Here is a 17,027-nt window from a genome sequence, read left to right on the forward strand (position 1 = left end):
GATCATGACTGAATCTTGAGGATAGAAAAGGGGTTATACACATGATGAATATTATTGATGAACTACAGTGGCGTGACGCCATTAACCAGCAGACAGATGCAGAGGGACTGCGTGAGTTGACTGAAACCAAATCAATCTCATTGTACTGCGGCGTTGACCCTACGGGGGACAGCATGCATATCGGACATCTCATTCCATTCATGATGCTGAAACGTTTTCAACTGGCAGGACACCGTCCGGTTATTTTGATAGGTGGAGCTACAGGAACGATTGGTGATCCAAGTGGTCGGCAGGCAGAGCGTTCTTTGCAAACGATGGAGCAAGTGCAGGAGAATGTGGATGCACTGACAGCGCAGATGAAGAAGTTGTTTGTAACAGACGGTGATAATCAGGTTCGCATGGTGAACAACTACGATTGGACACACAAAATCAATGTGATTGAATTCTTGCGTGACTACGGCAAAAACTTTAACCTTAACACCATGCTGGCTAAGGATGTGGTTGCGAGCAGACTGGAAGGCGGAATCTCGTTCACCGAGTTTTCCTACCAGATCCTTCAATCACTCGACTACCTGCACCTGTTCCAGAACGAAGATGTACAGCTTCAAATCGGTGGTTCGGATCAATGGGGTAACATCACAAGTGGTCTCGATCTGATTCGTAAAAAAGAAGGATCTGAAGCGAAGGCTTACGGTCTGACCATTCCACTCATGCTCAAATCAGACGGTACGAAATTCGGTAAAACAGCTGGCGGCGCAATCTGGCTTGACCCGAACAAAACGACACCATTTGAGTTCTACCAGTTCTGGGCGAATACAGATGACCGTGATGTGATAAAATACTTGAAATACTTTACCTTCCTGAGCAAAGAAGAAATTGAAGCTTTGGCTGAAAAGGTAGAGACAGAGCCGCACAGACGTGAAGCACAGAAAGCACTCGCGGAAGAAATGACAAAATTCGTTCACGGCGAAGAAATGCTCGAACAGGCTAAACGTATTACAGCGGCGCTGTTCAGTGGTGATATCCGTTCCCTGACAGCAGATGAAATCGAGCAGGGTTTCAAGGAAATGCCAACATTCGAAACGGACGGCGAAGCGAAAAATATCGTCGACTGGCTCGTAGATCTGGGGTTGGAGCCATCCAAACGCCAGGCCCGTGAGGATGTCACTAAAGGCGCTATCTCCATGAACGGTGAGAAAATCACGGAGCTTGAATTCACAGTGTCGGCAGAGCATGCCATTGGCGGTAAATTCATTATTATCCGTAAAGGTAAGAAGAACTACAGCCTGGTTAAACTTCAATCGTAGTTTCCAAGAATTAGAACGTAACACAGAGACGTATAGAGACTACAATAGACGCACAAATAGAGCTACAAATACAGAAACAAAAAGACCGCCTTCCATCTCTGTCAGGCGACAGAGGGGAGGCGGTCTTTCGTATATCAGGCCAGTGAGTGACCTATCTTATTGATTAACGATCGCTGTGATTTCTTCATCCAGATCAAGTCGCACATTTTCACGGTACGCCCGGATGTTGTATTCACTGTGCAGGTAACGAAGAATCGCTTCAATCATATTGGACTCCACCAGATATTGACTACGGCCTTGAATCCAAACTTCAGCGGAATAACCTGTATCTTCTTCCCAACTCAGTTCTACATTCACATCGGTTGGACGTACACCCTTACGTTCTGCCATATGAATACAGATTGCATTCACAATTTCATCCATGCTCAGAACCATAGAGATTAGTACCGTCCGTTTCTGTTACGGTCATCATCACGATCATTGCGACGGTCATAACGACCATCCGCTGCAGGTTTGCGACGATTGGAGATGGCTCTGAAGAGTGCCATAGCCAGCATAACAATCAACATAATTGCTGCAACGTTCACGAGCAATCCAAGGATGTTACCCAGAGCGCCCATGCCACCGAACAATCCGCCAAACATCATACCAGCAAGACCACCAAGCATCATGCCTTTCATGAATCCGCCGCCACCACCGAAGAATCCGCCACGGTTCGTTGTAGCTGCTCCATTGCTGGAATTGTTATTCGTATTCGATTTGCTTACATTGCTGTCGGATTTCTTAGGTGTATTGCTATAACTTTTCGTACCGGATTTGAATCCGCCACCACGTCTTGCATCTGCAGAATCCGGATTCGTTACTCCCACTGTTGCGAACAATAATGTAAAGGCCATAAATACCATCATTAGATGTTTAACTCCGAATTTTTTCTTCATTGTAAAGATCGTAACCCCCCGATTAATTTGTTTGAATCGCCCAAAAATGGGCCTTACTCATGTAATACGGTCAACTTGCAGGAACGTTTCAAATTTTATTAAATTTCTGAAACGCTTGGACTTGGGTCTTGAATTGCAGCTTGGCCATCAAGCAATTGGGTAACCCAATGACACCATTCCAGGCCTGTTTGTGCGTGCATTAACCCTTTTTGTACCAGGATGTAGCTTCCAAAATCTCGGTTGCCTACACGAAGATTATCCTGAGGTATACGTGACTTCAGATCCTCGAAATAACGTATGCGTTCCATAAACCAGCTTTTACGCTCGTTAAGAATGCGTCTCATGCTTCCGTCTTCCGCTATGCCAACACACAAAATACGCAAATTAAATTCATCGCGTGTAACCGGTGCGGTAACAGGAGTAATCATCCATTCCAAGAGCTTTTCAATGCCTTTTTCCGTAACTGCGTACATTTTCTTGTCCGGTTTGTCAGACTGTTGTACCCAGCGGGAGGCCAATAACTCATCGTTTTCCATCTTGGACAGGAGTGGATAGATCTGGCTGTGTTTCGCCTGCCAATGTGGCTGGATTTTCAGCATCAGATCATAGCCCGATGACTCCTCGCGGGTAAGCAGCCCGAGTAATCCGTAGGAAAGTATGTTCATGCACATGTCTCCTTAATATTAGGGCTAGGTCAGAGAGAACAATCGTTTTTACTTTCTTTGACCGCTTTCATAAAAAGTGTACACTGAAACTGTATGGTTTGACAACCTGACAGAGCAACTGCCTTAATTTAGACAAAAAAAGTGCGAACCATAAGGTCCGCACTCCAAACCATTTAGAGAGATGCCTGTTGTCCATACCCCTCAGCGACAAGATCAAGCTCACCTGTGGCAGAATCGATAACCATGCCGTGGACGGGTACATTGGGAGGAAGTAAAGGATGCTTCTTGATCACTTCCACAGTATGTTTTACCCCTTCTTCGACGCTGTCAAACCCGCGCAACCATTTTTGCAAACGGATGCCAGAGTTCTCCAGAGTAGTCATGACTTCTTCCGATACGCCACGCTCAACCATATGTCCAATCATGGTCTCAGCGTGAAGGGAAGCCATACCACATTCGGTATGCCCCACTACCAGGACTTCATCTGCACCCAGTTCATAGATGGCGACAAGTACACTACGCATTACGCTTCCGAAAGGCTGAGAGATAATTGCGCCTGCGTTTTTGATGATTTTCACATCACCGTTTTTCAGGTTCATGGCCTTGGGCAGCAATTCCACCAGACGTGTATCCATACAAGTGATGATAACCATCTTTTTGGTTGGAAACTTGCCAGCCGTATACTTTTCGTATTCTTTAGTCTCGACAAATGATTTGTTGTAAGTCAAAATCTCTTGAATGTTGTTCATGTCCATTGCCTCCTGTTATCCAATACGACGAGCACGGCCACTTGCATATGATGCAGCTTGTCCTACACGCCTTTGCTTTAATAGTATTTCACGGTCAGCAGATGGCATTACTCCAACCCTTTAGAGGTTGTTCAAAAAGTCCACTTTTGATTACGAATCATGCCTGAGGGCATCATCAGCATCGAAGTTGAACGCCATTTCTATCTTCTCGGTAATGAAAACCAGACTTTTTGAACACGTATCTTTAGGAGAACAATGCAATTTTCATCTGTTAAAAGTTGATTATACGCAATGCAAAAAGTATCATCAATAGGGTATAACATTTTTTTTGAAGAGGTGAACGATAACAATGGATAAACAAACACAGGAACATTTGGAATCCTTCCGTAATCTGGCTCGTAAAATTAAGAGCTATCATGAAGCCATTGGTTTGCTTCACTGGGATCTGCGCACAGGTGCGCCGAAAAAAGGCGTTCCGACTCGTTCGGAGACGCTGGGTATGTTGTCCACCGAAGCATTCAAGCTGCAAACCTCGGCTGACATGAAGACTTACCTGGATGCATTAACGACTCCAGCAGTATCGGAACAGCTCGAAGATATAGATCGTCGTCTGGTTGAAGATTGCAAGAAAGAATATGATCGCAGTCAATCCGTACCACCTGAGAAAGTACAAGCATATACGGTGCTCACGGCCAAGTCCGAAACGGCATGGGAAGATGCCAAGCATAACAGTGATTTTGCTGGATTCTCACCTTATCTCACAGATATCGTTAAGCTCAAACAGGAGTTTATTGATTATTGGGGTGTGAAGGATACACGTTATGATACGCTGCTTGATATGTATGAACCGGATCTGACGGTTGAGAAAGTGGACGCTGTGTTCGCCCGCCTCAAAGCACGTTTGGTGCCTCTACAAGAGAAGATTAATGCTTCAGAAAACAAGCCAAATACAGAGTTCCTGAATCAGTTGTTTGACACCAAACAACAGGAAAAATTCAGTCTGTTCATCCTGGAACAAATGGGCTATGACTTTGAAGCTGGACGATTGGACGAGAGTGTTCATCCTTTTGCAACGGGTCTTAACCCGGGTGATGTGCGGATCACAACACATTATCTGCAAGATGATGTAGCAAGCGCAGTCTTCAGTTCACTGCATGAGGGTGGACATGCCCTGTACGAGCAAAATATTGATGACAGTCTGGCGGGTACCCTTCTTGCCGAAGGAACGTCCATGGGGATTCATGAGTCCCAGTCCCGTCTTTGGGAAAACATGATTGGTCGCAGCCTGCCATTCTGGACACGCTATTACAAAGATTTGCAGCAGCATTTCCCGCAACTGAGCGAGGTTGAACTGGAAGATTTCTATCGTGCAATCAACCGGGTAGAGAGTTCACTCATTCGGATTGAAGCGGATGAACTGACCTATAACCTGCATATTATTATCCGATATGAGATCGAGAAAATGTTATTCAACGATGGTCTGGAAGTGAAGGACCTGCCGGAGACCTGGAATGCAAAATACAAGGAATACCTCGGTATTATGCCAACGAATGATGGAGACGGTGTTCTTCAGGATGTTCACTGGTCCGGTGGTGACTTTGGTTACTTTGCTTCGTATTCTCTGGGTAATATGTATGCAGCTCAAATTCTACATACATTGCGCAAGGAAATGCCGGAATTTGATACCCTCATTGCCGAAGGAAATCTGATTCCAATTAAGGAATGGCTTACAGACAAGATCTACCAGTATGGTAGAAGTCGCACACCTTCCGAATTGATTGTTGCCGTAACGGGTGAAGAATTGAACCCGGATTATCTGGCCGATTATCTGGAAGCCAAATATGCCGAGATTTACAAGCTGTAGATATCCCATATATAACATATTAAATAACATTTCGAAGAGCTGAAGAGTCGGGCATCATTGCCCGGCTCTTTTTTGCATTTAAGTTCTTAACCTTTTGTTGGGCATCGGCATATCCATAATAGAGAGAAACTGCTGAAACCAGTGAAGGAGGGAAACAACATGAAATACACGCCATGGTTCGTCCGGGGCATCGTTATTCTGCTGATTATCATTGTGGCGCTCACCAGCTGTAATAAGGAAGAGAATGAAGCCAAGATTACGATTGGCGAAGTGACTCGTTCGGTATTTTACGCACCGGAGTATGTGGCTGTGGCTCAAGGTTTTTTTGAAGAGCAGGGACTTGAGGTGGACATTCAAACGACTGCTGGTGGTGACAAAACGATGGCGGCATTACTCGCAGGTTCGGTGGATATCGCACTGGTAGGAGCGGAGACGTCCATATATGTCTATCAGCAGGGAGCGGAAGATCCGGTCATTAACTTTGCCCAGCTCACCCAGACGGATGGTACATTTCTGTTCGCTCGTAACACAGAAGGTAGCTTCGATTGGGAGCAACTGAGGGATTCCACATTTCTCGGTCAACGCAAAGGCGGCATGCCGCAAATGGCAGGGGAGTTCGCACTGAACAAACATGGCATTGATCCGCAAAGTGATCTGGAGCTGATTCAAAATGTGGACTTTGCCAACATTGCGTCTGCTTTCGCTTCAGGCACGGGAGATTATGTTCAACTGTTTGAACCCCAGGCATCCATCTTTGAACAAGAAGGTCGGGGTAAGGTTGTTGCATCGTTTGGCACAGAAGGTGGTCTTCTGCCTTACACCGTCTTCATGACGAAGCAGAGTTATCTTAACGACAATAAGGATATCGTACAGAAGTTTACGAACGGTCTACACAAAGCGCAGGCATGGGTGGATTCCCATACGGCTGAAGAGATCGCTGAAGTCATTTCTCCTTTTTTCAAAGACATCGATCCAGCCATTTTGGTAAGCAGTGTGAACCGTTATAAGGAACAGGGCAGCTATGCAACGGATCCAATCATTGATGAGGAAGAGTGGAACAATCTGCTTGATGTCATGAGTGCCGCCGGAGAGTTGAAAGAACGTGTGGATTTGAATGCCATTGTGGATAATGCCTATGCGGAAGAAGCTACGAAATCAAAGTAATGGGGTATTCAGGAAAGGAAGTGAGCAGAATGCCTGAATCCGAAAGTGTGATCCGACTGGAGGGGATCTCTCAAGTATACGTCAGCGAGCGGGAAGCTTCCTTGGTGCTTGAGGACTTGAGTCTGGAGATCCAAAAAGGAGAGTTCGTCAGTCTGGTTGGACCGAGTGGATGCGGTAAAACGACATTGTTGTCGATCATCGCCGGGCTGCTCACACCCACCCGAGGAGAGGTTAAGGTTAAAGGTAAACTCGTTGGCGGCCCCTCAGCACAGATTGGTTATATGCTTCAACAGGACTATCTGTTTCCGTGGCGGACCATTCTGGATAATGCATTAATCGGTCTTGAACTGACAGGCAGACTTGATGAACGGAGCCGTGAGCGTGTACGGGAACTGCTGGTAAGTATGGGATTGGCCGGAACGGAGAATCAGTACCCTTCAGAGCTTTCAGGAGGCATGAGACAGCGAGTAGCCCTGGTGCGCACGCTGGCAACCGATCCGGGGATTTTATTGTTGGATGAACCATTCTCAGCACTTGATTATCAAACCAAGCTGCAATTGGAGGATCTGGTCTCGGACACGTTAAAACAGTTTGGCAAAACATCCGTTCTCGTCACCCATGATTTGTCTGAAGCCATTGCGGTCAGTGACCGCGTCATTGTACTGGATCGCAATCCGGGCCGCATCCGTCGTGAATTTATCATTCCCGATGAAATTCGTAAATCTCAGCCGTTTCATGCCAGGGAGCAAGAAGGATTTAATGCGTTGTTTCAGGCATTGTGGAGTGAACTGGATCAGTCCGGGGGAGGTGAGGAAGACGCGTGAATCCAATGAATCCGAAGCAGGAAAAGCGTGACGAATGGATGGGGCAGCTGCATCGGAATCATATTCAGCAGGTGGCCAGATGGCGACATCAAGTGCTTGCCGTACAGTTATCTATGTTAGTATGTATGTTTTTGCTATGGGAAGTGGCAGGCAGACTCCGTTGGATTGATGTACTGTTATTCAGTTATCCGAGTAAGGTTTTTGCCCAGATTGGCAAGGACATCGCTAGTGGCGAGTTGTGGGCACATGTTGGGGTAACCGTAGGGGAAACGGCAGTTGGTTTTTTACTGGGAACACTGGTGGGAACCTTGCTTGCGGTTTTAATTTGGTGGTCTCCTTTTTTGTCCAAAGTGCTGGACCCCTATATGGTTGTATTCAACAGTATGCCAAAGGTAGCACTTGGCCCAATCTTTATTGTGATGTTCGGCGCGGGTTTTACAGCGATTGTTATGACCACGTTGTCCATTACGGTTATTATTACAACATTGGTCGTGTATAACAGCTTCAATGAAGTCGATCCCAATTATATCAAAGTCATTCGTACGTTTGGTGGAGAACGTTCCGAGATTTTTACCAAAGTTGTATTACCTGCTTCTTTTCCGGCGATTGTATCCACCTTGAAAGTGAACGTTGGCATGGCTTGGGTGGGTGTAATTGTGGGTGAGTTTCTTGTCGCCAAACAAGGACTCGGTTATCTCATTATCTATGGATTCCAGGTATTCAACTTCACACTTGTATTATCAAGTCTGTTAATTATTGCTGCAGTTGCAACAGCCATGTACCAACTTGTTGTCTATGCAGAACGCAAAATGCTGGCTGGCCGAAGGTGATTCGGAAGTGTTTTACTCGTAATGTGACCGGGTATGATATGTATACAATTTCACAAGGGGTGTCACGTTGCCCGATACCGTAAAATCAAGTACCATATTTAGTATGATTATTCCGCGCAGATCCGGAATGAATGCGATGATTGGAGAAGAGGGCCTTGAGGTTCTGTCGCAACGATCTAACTTGCCAGCGTCCCTCATTCGGGGCGTGTTGCTGTGACCGGCATGCATGCGCATGTCGGTTGATGTCGTCTAGTTTACTTTTGGATGAGACATACTAGTCATGATAAATGAATGAGGCGACGAGCTGGCTAAGAATTTTTTTTGCTGCTTAGAGGAGATGGAATGTTAAATGGGTTTTAGGGTAATTAAAACTGCAATCGCCGCATTAATGGCTGTATTGATTGCAGACTGGTGTCGCTTGCCGGGACCAACATCAGCGGGATTGCTTGCCATTCTTGGTGTGGATGTAACGAGAAAACGAAGTATTCGCACCATATCGGCGCGGTTCTTTGCTTCCGTAGTTGGACTTTTATTTGCAAGTGTACTTTTTCACTTTCTAGGCTTCCATTATTGGGTGCTGGCGGTATACATATTGATCGCATTCCCGGCTATTGTCCGGGTAGGATTTAAAGAAGGCATTGTTACAGGTTCTGTTGTGGTGTTTCGGGTGTTCGGCGGCGGGGAGATGGACGTGCATGTCGTCCTCGTACAAATTGCTTTGTTGTTAATTGGTCTTGGTTCCGCAATGGCGGTTAACCTGGCCTATATGCCGGCAGCAGATCCACAGATGCTGCGCATTCGCAAACGAATCGATGAACTCTTCTCGAAGATTTTCAAGGAATTTGCGGCCACGCTGCGTAATCCCAATGAAGCATGGGCAGGGAGAGAGCTGATTGAAGCAGATAAAGCGATCCTTGGCGGTATTGATGCTGCCAAACGTTCTCTGGAGAATCAGGTGATTCATCCGAATGAGGAATGGAGCGTCTACTTCTATATGCGCAAAACGCAGTTGGACTCCATCCAGCACATGATGCATCTCGTGTCCCAGATCTATCAGAAGATGCCACATGCGGAGATGGTATCGGAGCTGTTCGATCAGCTTAGTCAGGACGTACTCACTGAATCCTACACGGGACGAACTGAAAAACTTCTTGCAGATGTGCAAGAAGAATTCAAACGTATGGAGCTGCCGGATACAAGGGAAGAATTCGAGATTCGTTCTGCAATTCTCCAGCTGTGCCGCGAACTCGCGCTGTATCTGAAAGTCGCGAAGAAGGACAAAGCACCGTCCCCAATCTCGGACCGGTCCCAATCTACAAACGAATAATAGAAAATAGTTGTCACCCTAGACGAATGCCCTGCATACACTTGTAGTGAATGATTGTATGGAGGAGGTTTAAAGATGTCATTGAGTCATAAACATCAATGTAGAGAGATTATCACGAAGGCGATCTGCGGCAAAGGTCGTAAGTTCTCTACCGTAACACATACCGTGACTCCGCCAAATGGTCCGACAAGTATTTTGGGGGCTTGGATTATCAACCACCAATATGAAGCCGTATCAGCGGGTGACGGAATTGAAGTTATTGGTACTTACGATATCAACATTTGGTATTCCTACGACAAGAACTCTCAGACGGATGTAGCCAAAGAAACGGTCTCGTATGTAGAACATGTGCCTTTGTCCTATCTGGACCCGAAACACCGGACTTCCACAGTGGAGGTATCTGCGGATGCAACGCAGGAACCTAGCTGTGTGGAAGCCACAGTATCAGCAGGTGGAAGCAGTGTAATTATCCGGGTAGAACGGGAATTCGCTGTGGAACTCGTTGCCGAAACCAAAGTTTGTGTGAAGGTCTGCACAGATGGTTGCGGTGACTACGAAGACAAGGACTATGACTTTGGCAGTGCCGATGGAGATTATGACGATCTCGATCCCGATCTGCTCGACGATGAGCTGTGAGTTTGACGCCTGTATTTGATAACCTAAGGTATCATATGCGCCAGAAGGCGCGGTGAAGAGGGCGTAAGCCCTCTTTCTTCTTAAATATTAAAAAATGGGTGGTAACGAGCCTCGCAATGTGCCTGGAATACCTTTCACGGGAAGGCTCCGCATTGCGGGGTTATTTTTATTTTAGTTGCATGATCCGGGAGGGGGGACGTAATGAATGTGATGGAACAAGCGGAGGAAGCGCTGCGCCGATATGAAAGGATGACTTCTGGAGAACGTGCAGAACGGTTGAAACAGGCAGGCATTGAAGTATTGTCACTGGACGATCGGCGCAAACGTGAACCAGGCTTGCGTGTACGCTATGACGTAGAGATAAGCTGTCTGCAGGCGATCCGGATCAAACGCAAGGATACTAGTGGCATGGGAGGGGCACAGGAAACTCTGTTGGAGCGTGAAGCGAGTTCAACCTTGTTCAAGCGCATAGAACGACTTGCGATCAAAACGCTGTATACGCTAGGGCTGGATCATGGAGCTGTTCGAATGGAATCCTCAGGGAATGGCGGCTGTGCAGTGATTTCGATCGACCCGTGTCCCTGGAAAGGGGTGACCAACCTTGCTGCTACCTATAGGGAAAGCTGGAAGCAGCATCAGGAACTGCTGGATGAGGAACTGAGTCACAGACCCATTCCAATACTCGGCATGGACCCGGAGTTTCTTCTGGTGCAGATGCCGGAATCCAAAATCGTACCCGCCTCCAGATTTCTTGAACGTACAGGAATGGCAGGCTGTGATTCCGTGACGATTGGTGGACGGCGCATATATCCGGTTGCCGAACTGCGACCGGCTCCCAGCTCCGAACCACGAGAACTGCTGGCTCATCTGATGAGGGCATTCGCAGCCGCTTCCCGCAGCATCAGTGATCACTCGCTCATCTGGCAGGCAGGAGGGATGCCACAACGGGGGTTACCTTTGGGTGGTCATATTCATTTTAGCGGGGTGAATCTTACCGGGGAACTGCTTCGTGCACTGGACAATTATCTGGCATTTCCACTGGCATTTCTGCAAGACCCCCGTGGATCGGGAAGACGACCCCGTTATGGAGCACTTGGTGATTTTCGTCTGAAATCCTATGGTGGGTTTGAGTATCGTACGTTACCCAGCTTTCTTGTGTCGCCCCTTGTTGCAAAAGGTGTTGTGGCCTTGGCAGGTCTGATCGCGAGCGGGTATACTCAATTACGGCAGCGTCCGTTGGCGAAAGCTGAGGTTCATACCGCATTTTATGAAGGAAAGCGCGAAGTGATTAAGGAACACATCCCAGCACTCGTAGATGATCTGAAGAGGTTGGATGGATATGCACGTTATGAACGGTATGCGTCTCCGTTAATCCTTCAATTAAAACTGGGAAGAACTTGGGATGAGAGCCGTGATATTCGCAAACTCTGGAATATTCGGGCAGGTTCATGAAGTACGGGCGTTTTTTTGATATAATAAGAAACAAGTCTTTTATGAGTAATAAGCTACTACGGAAGATATGGAGCAGCAACCCTTGAAGGAAGTGGCGATTAGCCAACACATAAGGCGGAGGCGCAAACACAGTGCCTGACCGTCTTATTGTCCTTCCAGGATGCGTTTCTTCCTGACATTATAGGAACAGGATGGAGGATATTCATCATGGCTCAGTATACGCCAATGATTCAACAATATTTGCAAGTGAAAGCCGAAGCACAAGATGCTTTTTTATTTTTTAGACTGGGTGACTTCTATGAATTGTTCTTCGAGGATGCGATTAATGCTTCCCGTGAACTTGAGATCACGCTGACCGCACGCAACGGAGGCACGGATGACAAAATTCCGATGTGCGGTGTACCTTATCATTCGGCTGACAATTACATACAGCGTCTGATTGAAAAAGGATATAAAGTTGCAATTTGCGAGCAGATGGAAGATGCAAGTGTAACCAAAGGCATGGTACGACGCGAAATTGTACGTGTGGTTACACCCGGAACGGTGATGGAAGGAAAGACGCTGGGTGACAAGTCCAACAACTACATGGTCTGTCTTACAGGTAATCAAAATACGCTGGCGCTCGCGGCCTGTGATCTGTCAACGGGTGAGTTGTATGTGACATCCGTACCTTATTCCAAGGAATGGCTCAAGGATGAAATCGGCATCTACGAACCATCGGAGCTGGTGGGGGATGCAGCGCTGCTTGAAACGGTAGAAGCCGAGGCGTCTCCAATCGGTCGTCCTGTGGTTTACACGTCGTGGACAAAGAATAAGGAAGATCTGGTCCGTCAGCAGTTTGGCGAGGCTGTATGGGCAAGATTAGAGCCTGAACGTCAAGCGTGCATTGCACGTCTTTTCTCCTATCTGAGTGAGACACAGAAACGTTCTCTGGGGCAGTTAACTCAAATCTCAACGTATGAGCCCGATCATTACATGATCTTGGACCCGTTTACCCGCCGGAACCTGGAATTGGTGGAAACTGTGCGTGAACGCTCCAAAAAAGGTTCATTACTCTGGTTGCTTGATCGGACCGAGACGTCCATGGGTGCAAGAATGCTGCGTCGCTGGGTCGATAAGCCATTGTTACAAAAAGGGAAGATTAATGAGCGTCTTGAAGCAGTGGATACGTTGTACAACCAGTTTATATTGCGTGAGGACCTGCGGACAGAACTTAAAGACATCTATGATCTGGAGCGTTTGGTAGGCCGGATTGCGTTTGGTAATGCGAATGGTCGTGACCTGAATGCGCTCAAGTCATCGCTGGAGAAAATTCCAGGACTTCGTCAGCATTGCGCAGGATCATCTTCCGCAACATTGCAGCATATTGCCGAAACGATGGATGATTGCAATGATCTGCGTGAAGCCATCGGGCATGCCATTGTGGACGAGCCGCCGGTATCGGTAAGGGACGGAGGTCTGATTCGTGAAGGGTACCATGAACGTCTGGATGAATTGCGTGAGGCTTCGGTTAACGGGAAACAGTGGATTGCGGAGCTTGAAGCGAGAGAGCGTGAGGCGACAGGCATTCGATCGCTGAAAATTGGATATAACAAAGTATTTGGTTATTATATCGAGATCACCAAGTCCAATCTGTCCGCGTTACCAGAGGGACGTTATGAACGTAAACAGACACTTGCCAATGCAGAACGTTACATTACACCGGAGTTGAAGGAAAAAGAGACGCTGATTCTCGAAGCTCAGGACAAAATGGTTGATATTGAGTATGGTCTGTTCGCAGAGCTGCGCGAGCGGCTGAACAAAGAGATTGCAAGATTGCAGAAGCTGGCTGAACAGGTAGCGGAAATTGATGTGTATCAATCTTTTGCGGTGATTAGTGCTGAGCGCAACTTTGTACGTCCTACGTTGACGGACGGTTATGATCTGGTTGTGGAAGAGGGACGCCATCCGGTCGTTGAGGCGGTCATGCGAGATGGCGCATTTATTGCCAATCACACGGCAATGACCAAGGAAGAGGCACGTATTCTGCTGATTACTGGACCAAATATGGCTGGTAAGAGTACGTATATGCGACAGGTCGCTTTAATCTCCATTTTGGCGCAAGTAGGTTGTTTTGTACCTGCGGGTCAGGCGGAAGTGCCGATCATGGATCGCATTTTCACACGGATCGGTGCCGCGGATGATCTCATTGGCGGACAAAGCACATTCATGGTGGAGATGGCCGACATTCAGGTCATGACGGACAAAGCTACACCACGTAGTCTGATTATTATCGATGAATTGGGACGAGGGACATCGACCAGCGAAGGTATGGCGATTGCTCAGTCTGTTATTGAATATGTACATGATATTATCGGCTGTAAAGCCCTTGTATCAACTCATTTCCATGAACTTGCTCATCTGGAGGAGAGTCTGGACAAGCTGGCCAACTACTCGATGGCGGTACAGGAGAGTGGTGACAAAGTTAATTTCCTGCGCAAATTGATTGCCGGGGCAGCCAGCAGCAGTTATGGTATCTATTGTGCACGCCTTGCAGGTCTGCCTGATAGCATTATTGAGCGGGCGAATGGACTTTTGCATGGGTTTGAACATGCGGCTGCTCAGGTTGCGGTGGGCAGTGAATATATCGGAAACGAGAAGCAGGAAGAAGGCTTGAAATTAAAAGGTGGAGAATTCCAGCACACGGATTCAGCACCATTGATCCGGGAACACGAGATTGAGGAGAGTGCAGAGTACACACCTTCTATTGAAGATTCGGTTGGGAAGCAACATGCTAAGAACTCAAACAGCAAAGGACAGTCCAGCGCAAACCATTCGGATGTGGTTCAACTGTCCATCTTTGGGGATGATGAGCCGAGTGTGGCAACGAAACCGGATGTAGTTGCGGTGGATAAACCAGCGCGAGAATTCATCCGTACGATGAAAGATATCGATGTCATGAATATGACGCCTCTTCAGGCGATGCAGATATTGAATGATCTCAAATTGAAGGCACAGCAATTATCCTGAGTATAAGGGAGGGGAAAACCTGTGGCGAAGATACATGTGCTTGATGAACATATTGCCAACCAGATCGCGGCGGGTGAAGTGGTCGAACGGCCTGCTTCAGTTGTCAAAGAGTTGCTCGAAAACTCGGTGGATGCAGGCGCCACCAAAATTGAAGTGACGGTGGAAGAGGGCGGACTCCTCAGTATTCGTGTCAAAGACAATGGTACAGGTATTGAGCCAGAGGACATGGAAACCGCCTTTTATCGTCATGCGACCAGCAAAATAGCCCATGGCCGAGATCTGTTTCAGATCACAAGTCTTGGATTCCGTGGCGAAGCCTTGGCGAGTATTGCCGCCGTGTCCAAGGTAGAGGTATTGTCGGCAAGTGACAATGATGGGCGGGGGCGCCGCATCGTAATTGAAGGCGGGAACCTTCGCACTCATGAAGACGCAACCTCACCTCAAGGTACAGATTTTGCAGTGAGAGAACTATTTTACAATACACCTGCCAGACTCAAATATATGAAAACGATCCAGACGGAACTGGGACATATTTCAGATGTCCTATACCGGATGGCGATGTCTCATCCAAACATTTCGTTCCGACTGCGCCATAATGAGAATGTGTTGCTTCAGACGTTGGGCAACGGCGATCTGCTACAAGTGGTTGCAGCGATCTATGGGACAAGTGCTGCCAAAGCGATGCTTCCCATCCAGGGAGAAAGTCTGGATTACCGGGTGAGCGGGCTGATCAGCCTGCCAGAATGGACACGAGCGAATCGTAATGGTATGTCAACGATTGTTAATGGGAGATTTGTTCGCAATTACGGTCTCAATCAGGCGATTCTCAAAGCCTACCATACCTTGCTGCCCATCAATCGCTTCCCACTTGTCGTGGTGCAGTTGGAGATGCACCCCTCTCTTGTGGATGTGAACGTGCATCCGGCCAAGTTGGAGGTTCGCTTCAGCAAGGAACCAGAACTGTATGAATTTATAGAGACGACGTTGCGGGGTATACTCCGGCAGGAGGTATTAATTCCACAGGTCAAAAAACAGCAGATTCGACGTGGGGACGATAGTTCCTTTATCCAGGAACAATTCCTCTTTCCACGTGGTCCGCTGAAAGATGCATCTGATGCAGAAGGATATGGGCAACAAGGGCCACTTGGGAAACCTACTGCTGCACCTCTGAAGTTAACTACAGAAGATGATGATCTGGATTTGGATGCTCCGGCGGATGTGTCTACAGCACAGTTGGTATCTGAACAGGGTCACTCAGTGCCGTTGCCCGAAGCTCCACCTGAGGTTACACAGCCCCCGGAGCAGTTAGAAAGTTGGAACGGGGATATTTTGCAGAAGATTGCTAGTCATGGCGAGGGGCAGACATCCGCTGACGTGCAAGAAGGCACTAAGGATGTAAGTACAAGTTCAAATACAAGTTCTACCGAAACTGTTCCCAAATCTGACCTCTCTTCTCAAGATGGTGGGGATCGTGGAGCAACAGAAAAACCTTTGGCTGAAGGTAAACCAGCTACGTATCGCTCCGAATCCGTAAATTCACCGGTTAGGGAAGCTCGGTCAACCTACAACCCGTCTTCGATTGCAAGAGGGGAACGGACGTGGAAAACCTCAGGTCTGCCTGATGCCACTAAACTTGCTGCTGCCGTTAAATCAGATGCATCCATGCCTGAATTTCCGGAGCTGAGTCTGATCGGACAGCATCATGGTACGTATTTGATTGCGCAAAATGACCAAGGTTTATATTTGATTGATCAGCATGCTGCTCATGAACGCGTTAATTATGAATACTATTACGAGAAATTTGGTAACCCTGCCCAGGCCTCACAAGAGTTACTGCTGCCTATTACGCTCGAATTTACACCTTCGGAGACGGAAAAGCTGAAAACAAGGCTGGCCTGGTTCGAACAGGCGGGTGTATATTTGGAGCATTTCGGTGGACAGACGTTCCGTGTGCGCTCCCATCCGTTCTGGTTCCCCAAAGGGGACGAGAAAGACATTATCGAAGAAATGTCCGAATGGGTTCTTAGTGAACGTAGCATAGATGTCGCCAAGATGCGAGAAGCTGCATCAATCATGTGCTCCTGCAAGGCATCCATCAAAGCTAACCAGAAGCTGACGGATCAGGAGGCAGAGGTGCTGATTCAGCGTCTGGGTTCATGTCGACAGCCCTATACGTGTCCACATGGGCGGCCGATTGTGGTTTCATTTTCAACATATGATCTGGAAAAATTGTTCAAACGTGTTATGTAGCTATTTAGGAGG

At 47.5% G+C, this 17,027-nt stretch carries 14 protein-coding genes; 10 read left to right on the forward strand and 4 right to left on the reverse strand.

Annotation, left to right across the window (positions count from 1 at the left end; genetic code table 11):
• Positions 1-44: 44 nt before the first annotated feature.
• The gene (gene tyrS, locus C170_RS20055; RefSeq protein ID WP_036613950.1) at positions 45-1,307 is read left to right on the forward strand and encodes a tyrosine--tRNA ligase; all 1,263 of its coding nucleotides are present in this window, start codon (positions 45-47) and stop codon (positions 1,305-1,307) included.
• A 156-nt stretch (positions 1,308-1,463) separates the two neighbouring features.
• On the opposite strand, the gene C170_RS20060 is transcribed toward tyrS, so the two are convergent.
• The 4 genes from C170_RS20060 to C170_RS20075 form a co-directional block, all read right to left on the reverse strand.
• A complete protein-coding gene (locus C170_RS20060) occupies positions 1,464-1,742 on the reverse strand; it encodes a YxcD family protein (protein ID WP_017687903.1) in 279 nt (92 codons plus the stop codon).
• 5 nt (positions 1,743-1,747) lie between these two features.
• Positions 1,748-2,245 (reverse strand): hypothetical protein, encoded by a 498-nt coding sequence (locus C170_RS20065; RefSeq protein WP_036613538.1) that lies wholly within the window; start codon positions 2,243-2,245, stop codon positions 1,748-1,750.
• 98 nt (positions 2,246-2,343) lie between these two features.
• Positions 2,344-2,910 carry a PadR family transcriptional regulator gene (locus tag C170_RS20070; RefSeq protein ID WP_036613540.1) on the reverse strand — a complete coding sequence of 189 codons (567 nt, stop codon included), beginning with the start codon at positions 2,908-2,910 and terminating at the stop codon, positions 2,344-2,346.
• 173 nt (positions 2,911-3,083) lie between these two features.
• Positions 3,084-3,659, reverse strand: a complete 576-nt coding sequence (locus tag C170_RS20075; protein WP_036613541.1) for a beta-class carbonic anhydrase — start codon at positions 3,657-3,659, stop codon at positions 3,084-3,086.
• 349 nt (positions 3,660-4,008) lie between these two features.
• On the opposite strand from C170_RS20075, the gene C170_RS20080 reads away from it, so the two are divergent.
• The 9 genes from C170_RS20080 (at position 4,009) to mutL (ending at position 17,015) form a co-directional block, all read left to right on the forward strand.
• Entirely contained in the window at positions 4,009-5,523 is a 1,515-nt protein-coding gene (locus C170_RS20080) for a carboxypeptidase M32 (RefSeq protein ID WP_036613543.1), read from the forward strand.
• Between the two features lie 159 nt (positions 5,524-5,682).
• A complete protein-coding gene (locus C170_RS20085) occupies positions 5,683-6,687 on the forward strand; it encodes an ABC transporter substrate-binding protein (RefSeq protein WP_036613544.1) in 1,005 nt (334 codons plus the stop codon).
• A 29-nt stretch (positions 6,688-6,716) separates the two neighbouring features.
• Positions 6,717-7,511 (forward strand): ABC transporter ATP-binding protein, encoded by a 795-nt coding sequence (locus tag C170_RS20090; protein ID WP_036613545.1) that lies wholly within the window; start codon positions 6,717-6,719, stop codon positions 7,509-7,511.
• A gap of 38 nt (positions 7,512-7,549) precedes the next feature.
• The gene (locus C170_RS20095; RefSeq protein WP_370739078.1) at positions 7,550-8,341 is read left to right on the forward strand and encodes an ABC transporter permease; all 792 of its coding nucleotides are present in this window, start codon (positions 7,550-7,552) and stop codon (positions 8,339-8,341) included.
• Between the two features lie 349 nt (positions 8,342-8,690).
• A complete protein-coding gene (locus C170_RS20100; protein WP_036613548.1) occupies positions 8,691-9,668 on the forward strand; it encodes an aromatic acid exporter family protein in 978 nt (325 codons plus the stop codon).
• A gap of 75 nt (positions 9,669-9,743) precedes the next feature.
• On the forward strand, positions 9,744-10,304 hold the full coding sequence (locus C170_RS20105) for an outer spore coat protein CotE (RefSeq protein WP_017687912.1): 561 nt from the start codon (positions 9,744-9,746) through the stop codon (positions 10,302-10,304).
• 201 nt (positions 10,305-10,505) lie between these two features.
• Complete coding sequence (locus tag C170_RS20110) at positions 10,506-11,756, forward strand: putative amidoligase domain-containing protein (protein ID WP_235193888.1); 1,251 nt, start codon at positions 10,506-10,508, stop codon at positions 11,754-11,756.
• A 207-nt stretch (positions 11,757-11,963) separates the two neighbouring features.
• Positions 11,964-14,765, forward strand: coding sequence for a DNA mismatch repair protein MutS (gene mutS, locus C170_RS20115; protein WP_036613551.1), 2,802 nt, complete (start codon positions 11,964-11,966; stop codon positions 14,763-14,765).
• A gap of 21 nt (positions 14,766-14,786) precedes the next feature.
• Positions 14,787-17,015: a DNA mismatch repair endonuclease MutL gene (mutL, locus tag C170_RS20120; RefSeq protein WP_036613553.1), complete on the forward strand. Its 2,229-nt coding sequence runs from the start codon at positions 14,787-14,789 to the stop codon at positions 17,013-17,015.
• Positions 17,016-17,027 lie beyond the last annotated feature (12 nt).

The organism is Paenibacillus sp. FSL H7-689 (assembly GCF_000517905.1).
Lineage (GTDB): Bacteria > Bacillota > Bacilli > Paenibacillales > Paenibacillaceae > Paenibacillus > Paenibacillus amylolyticus.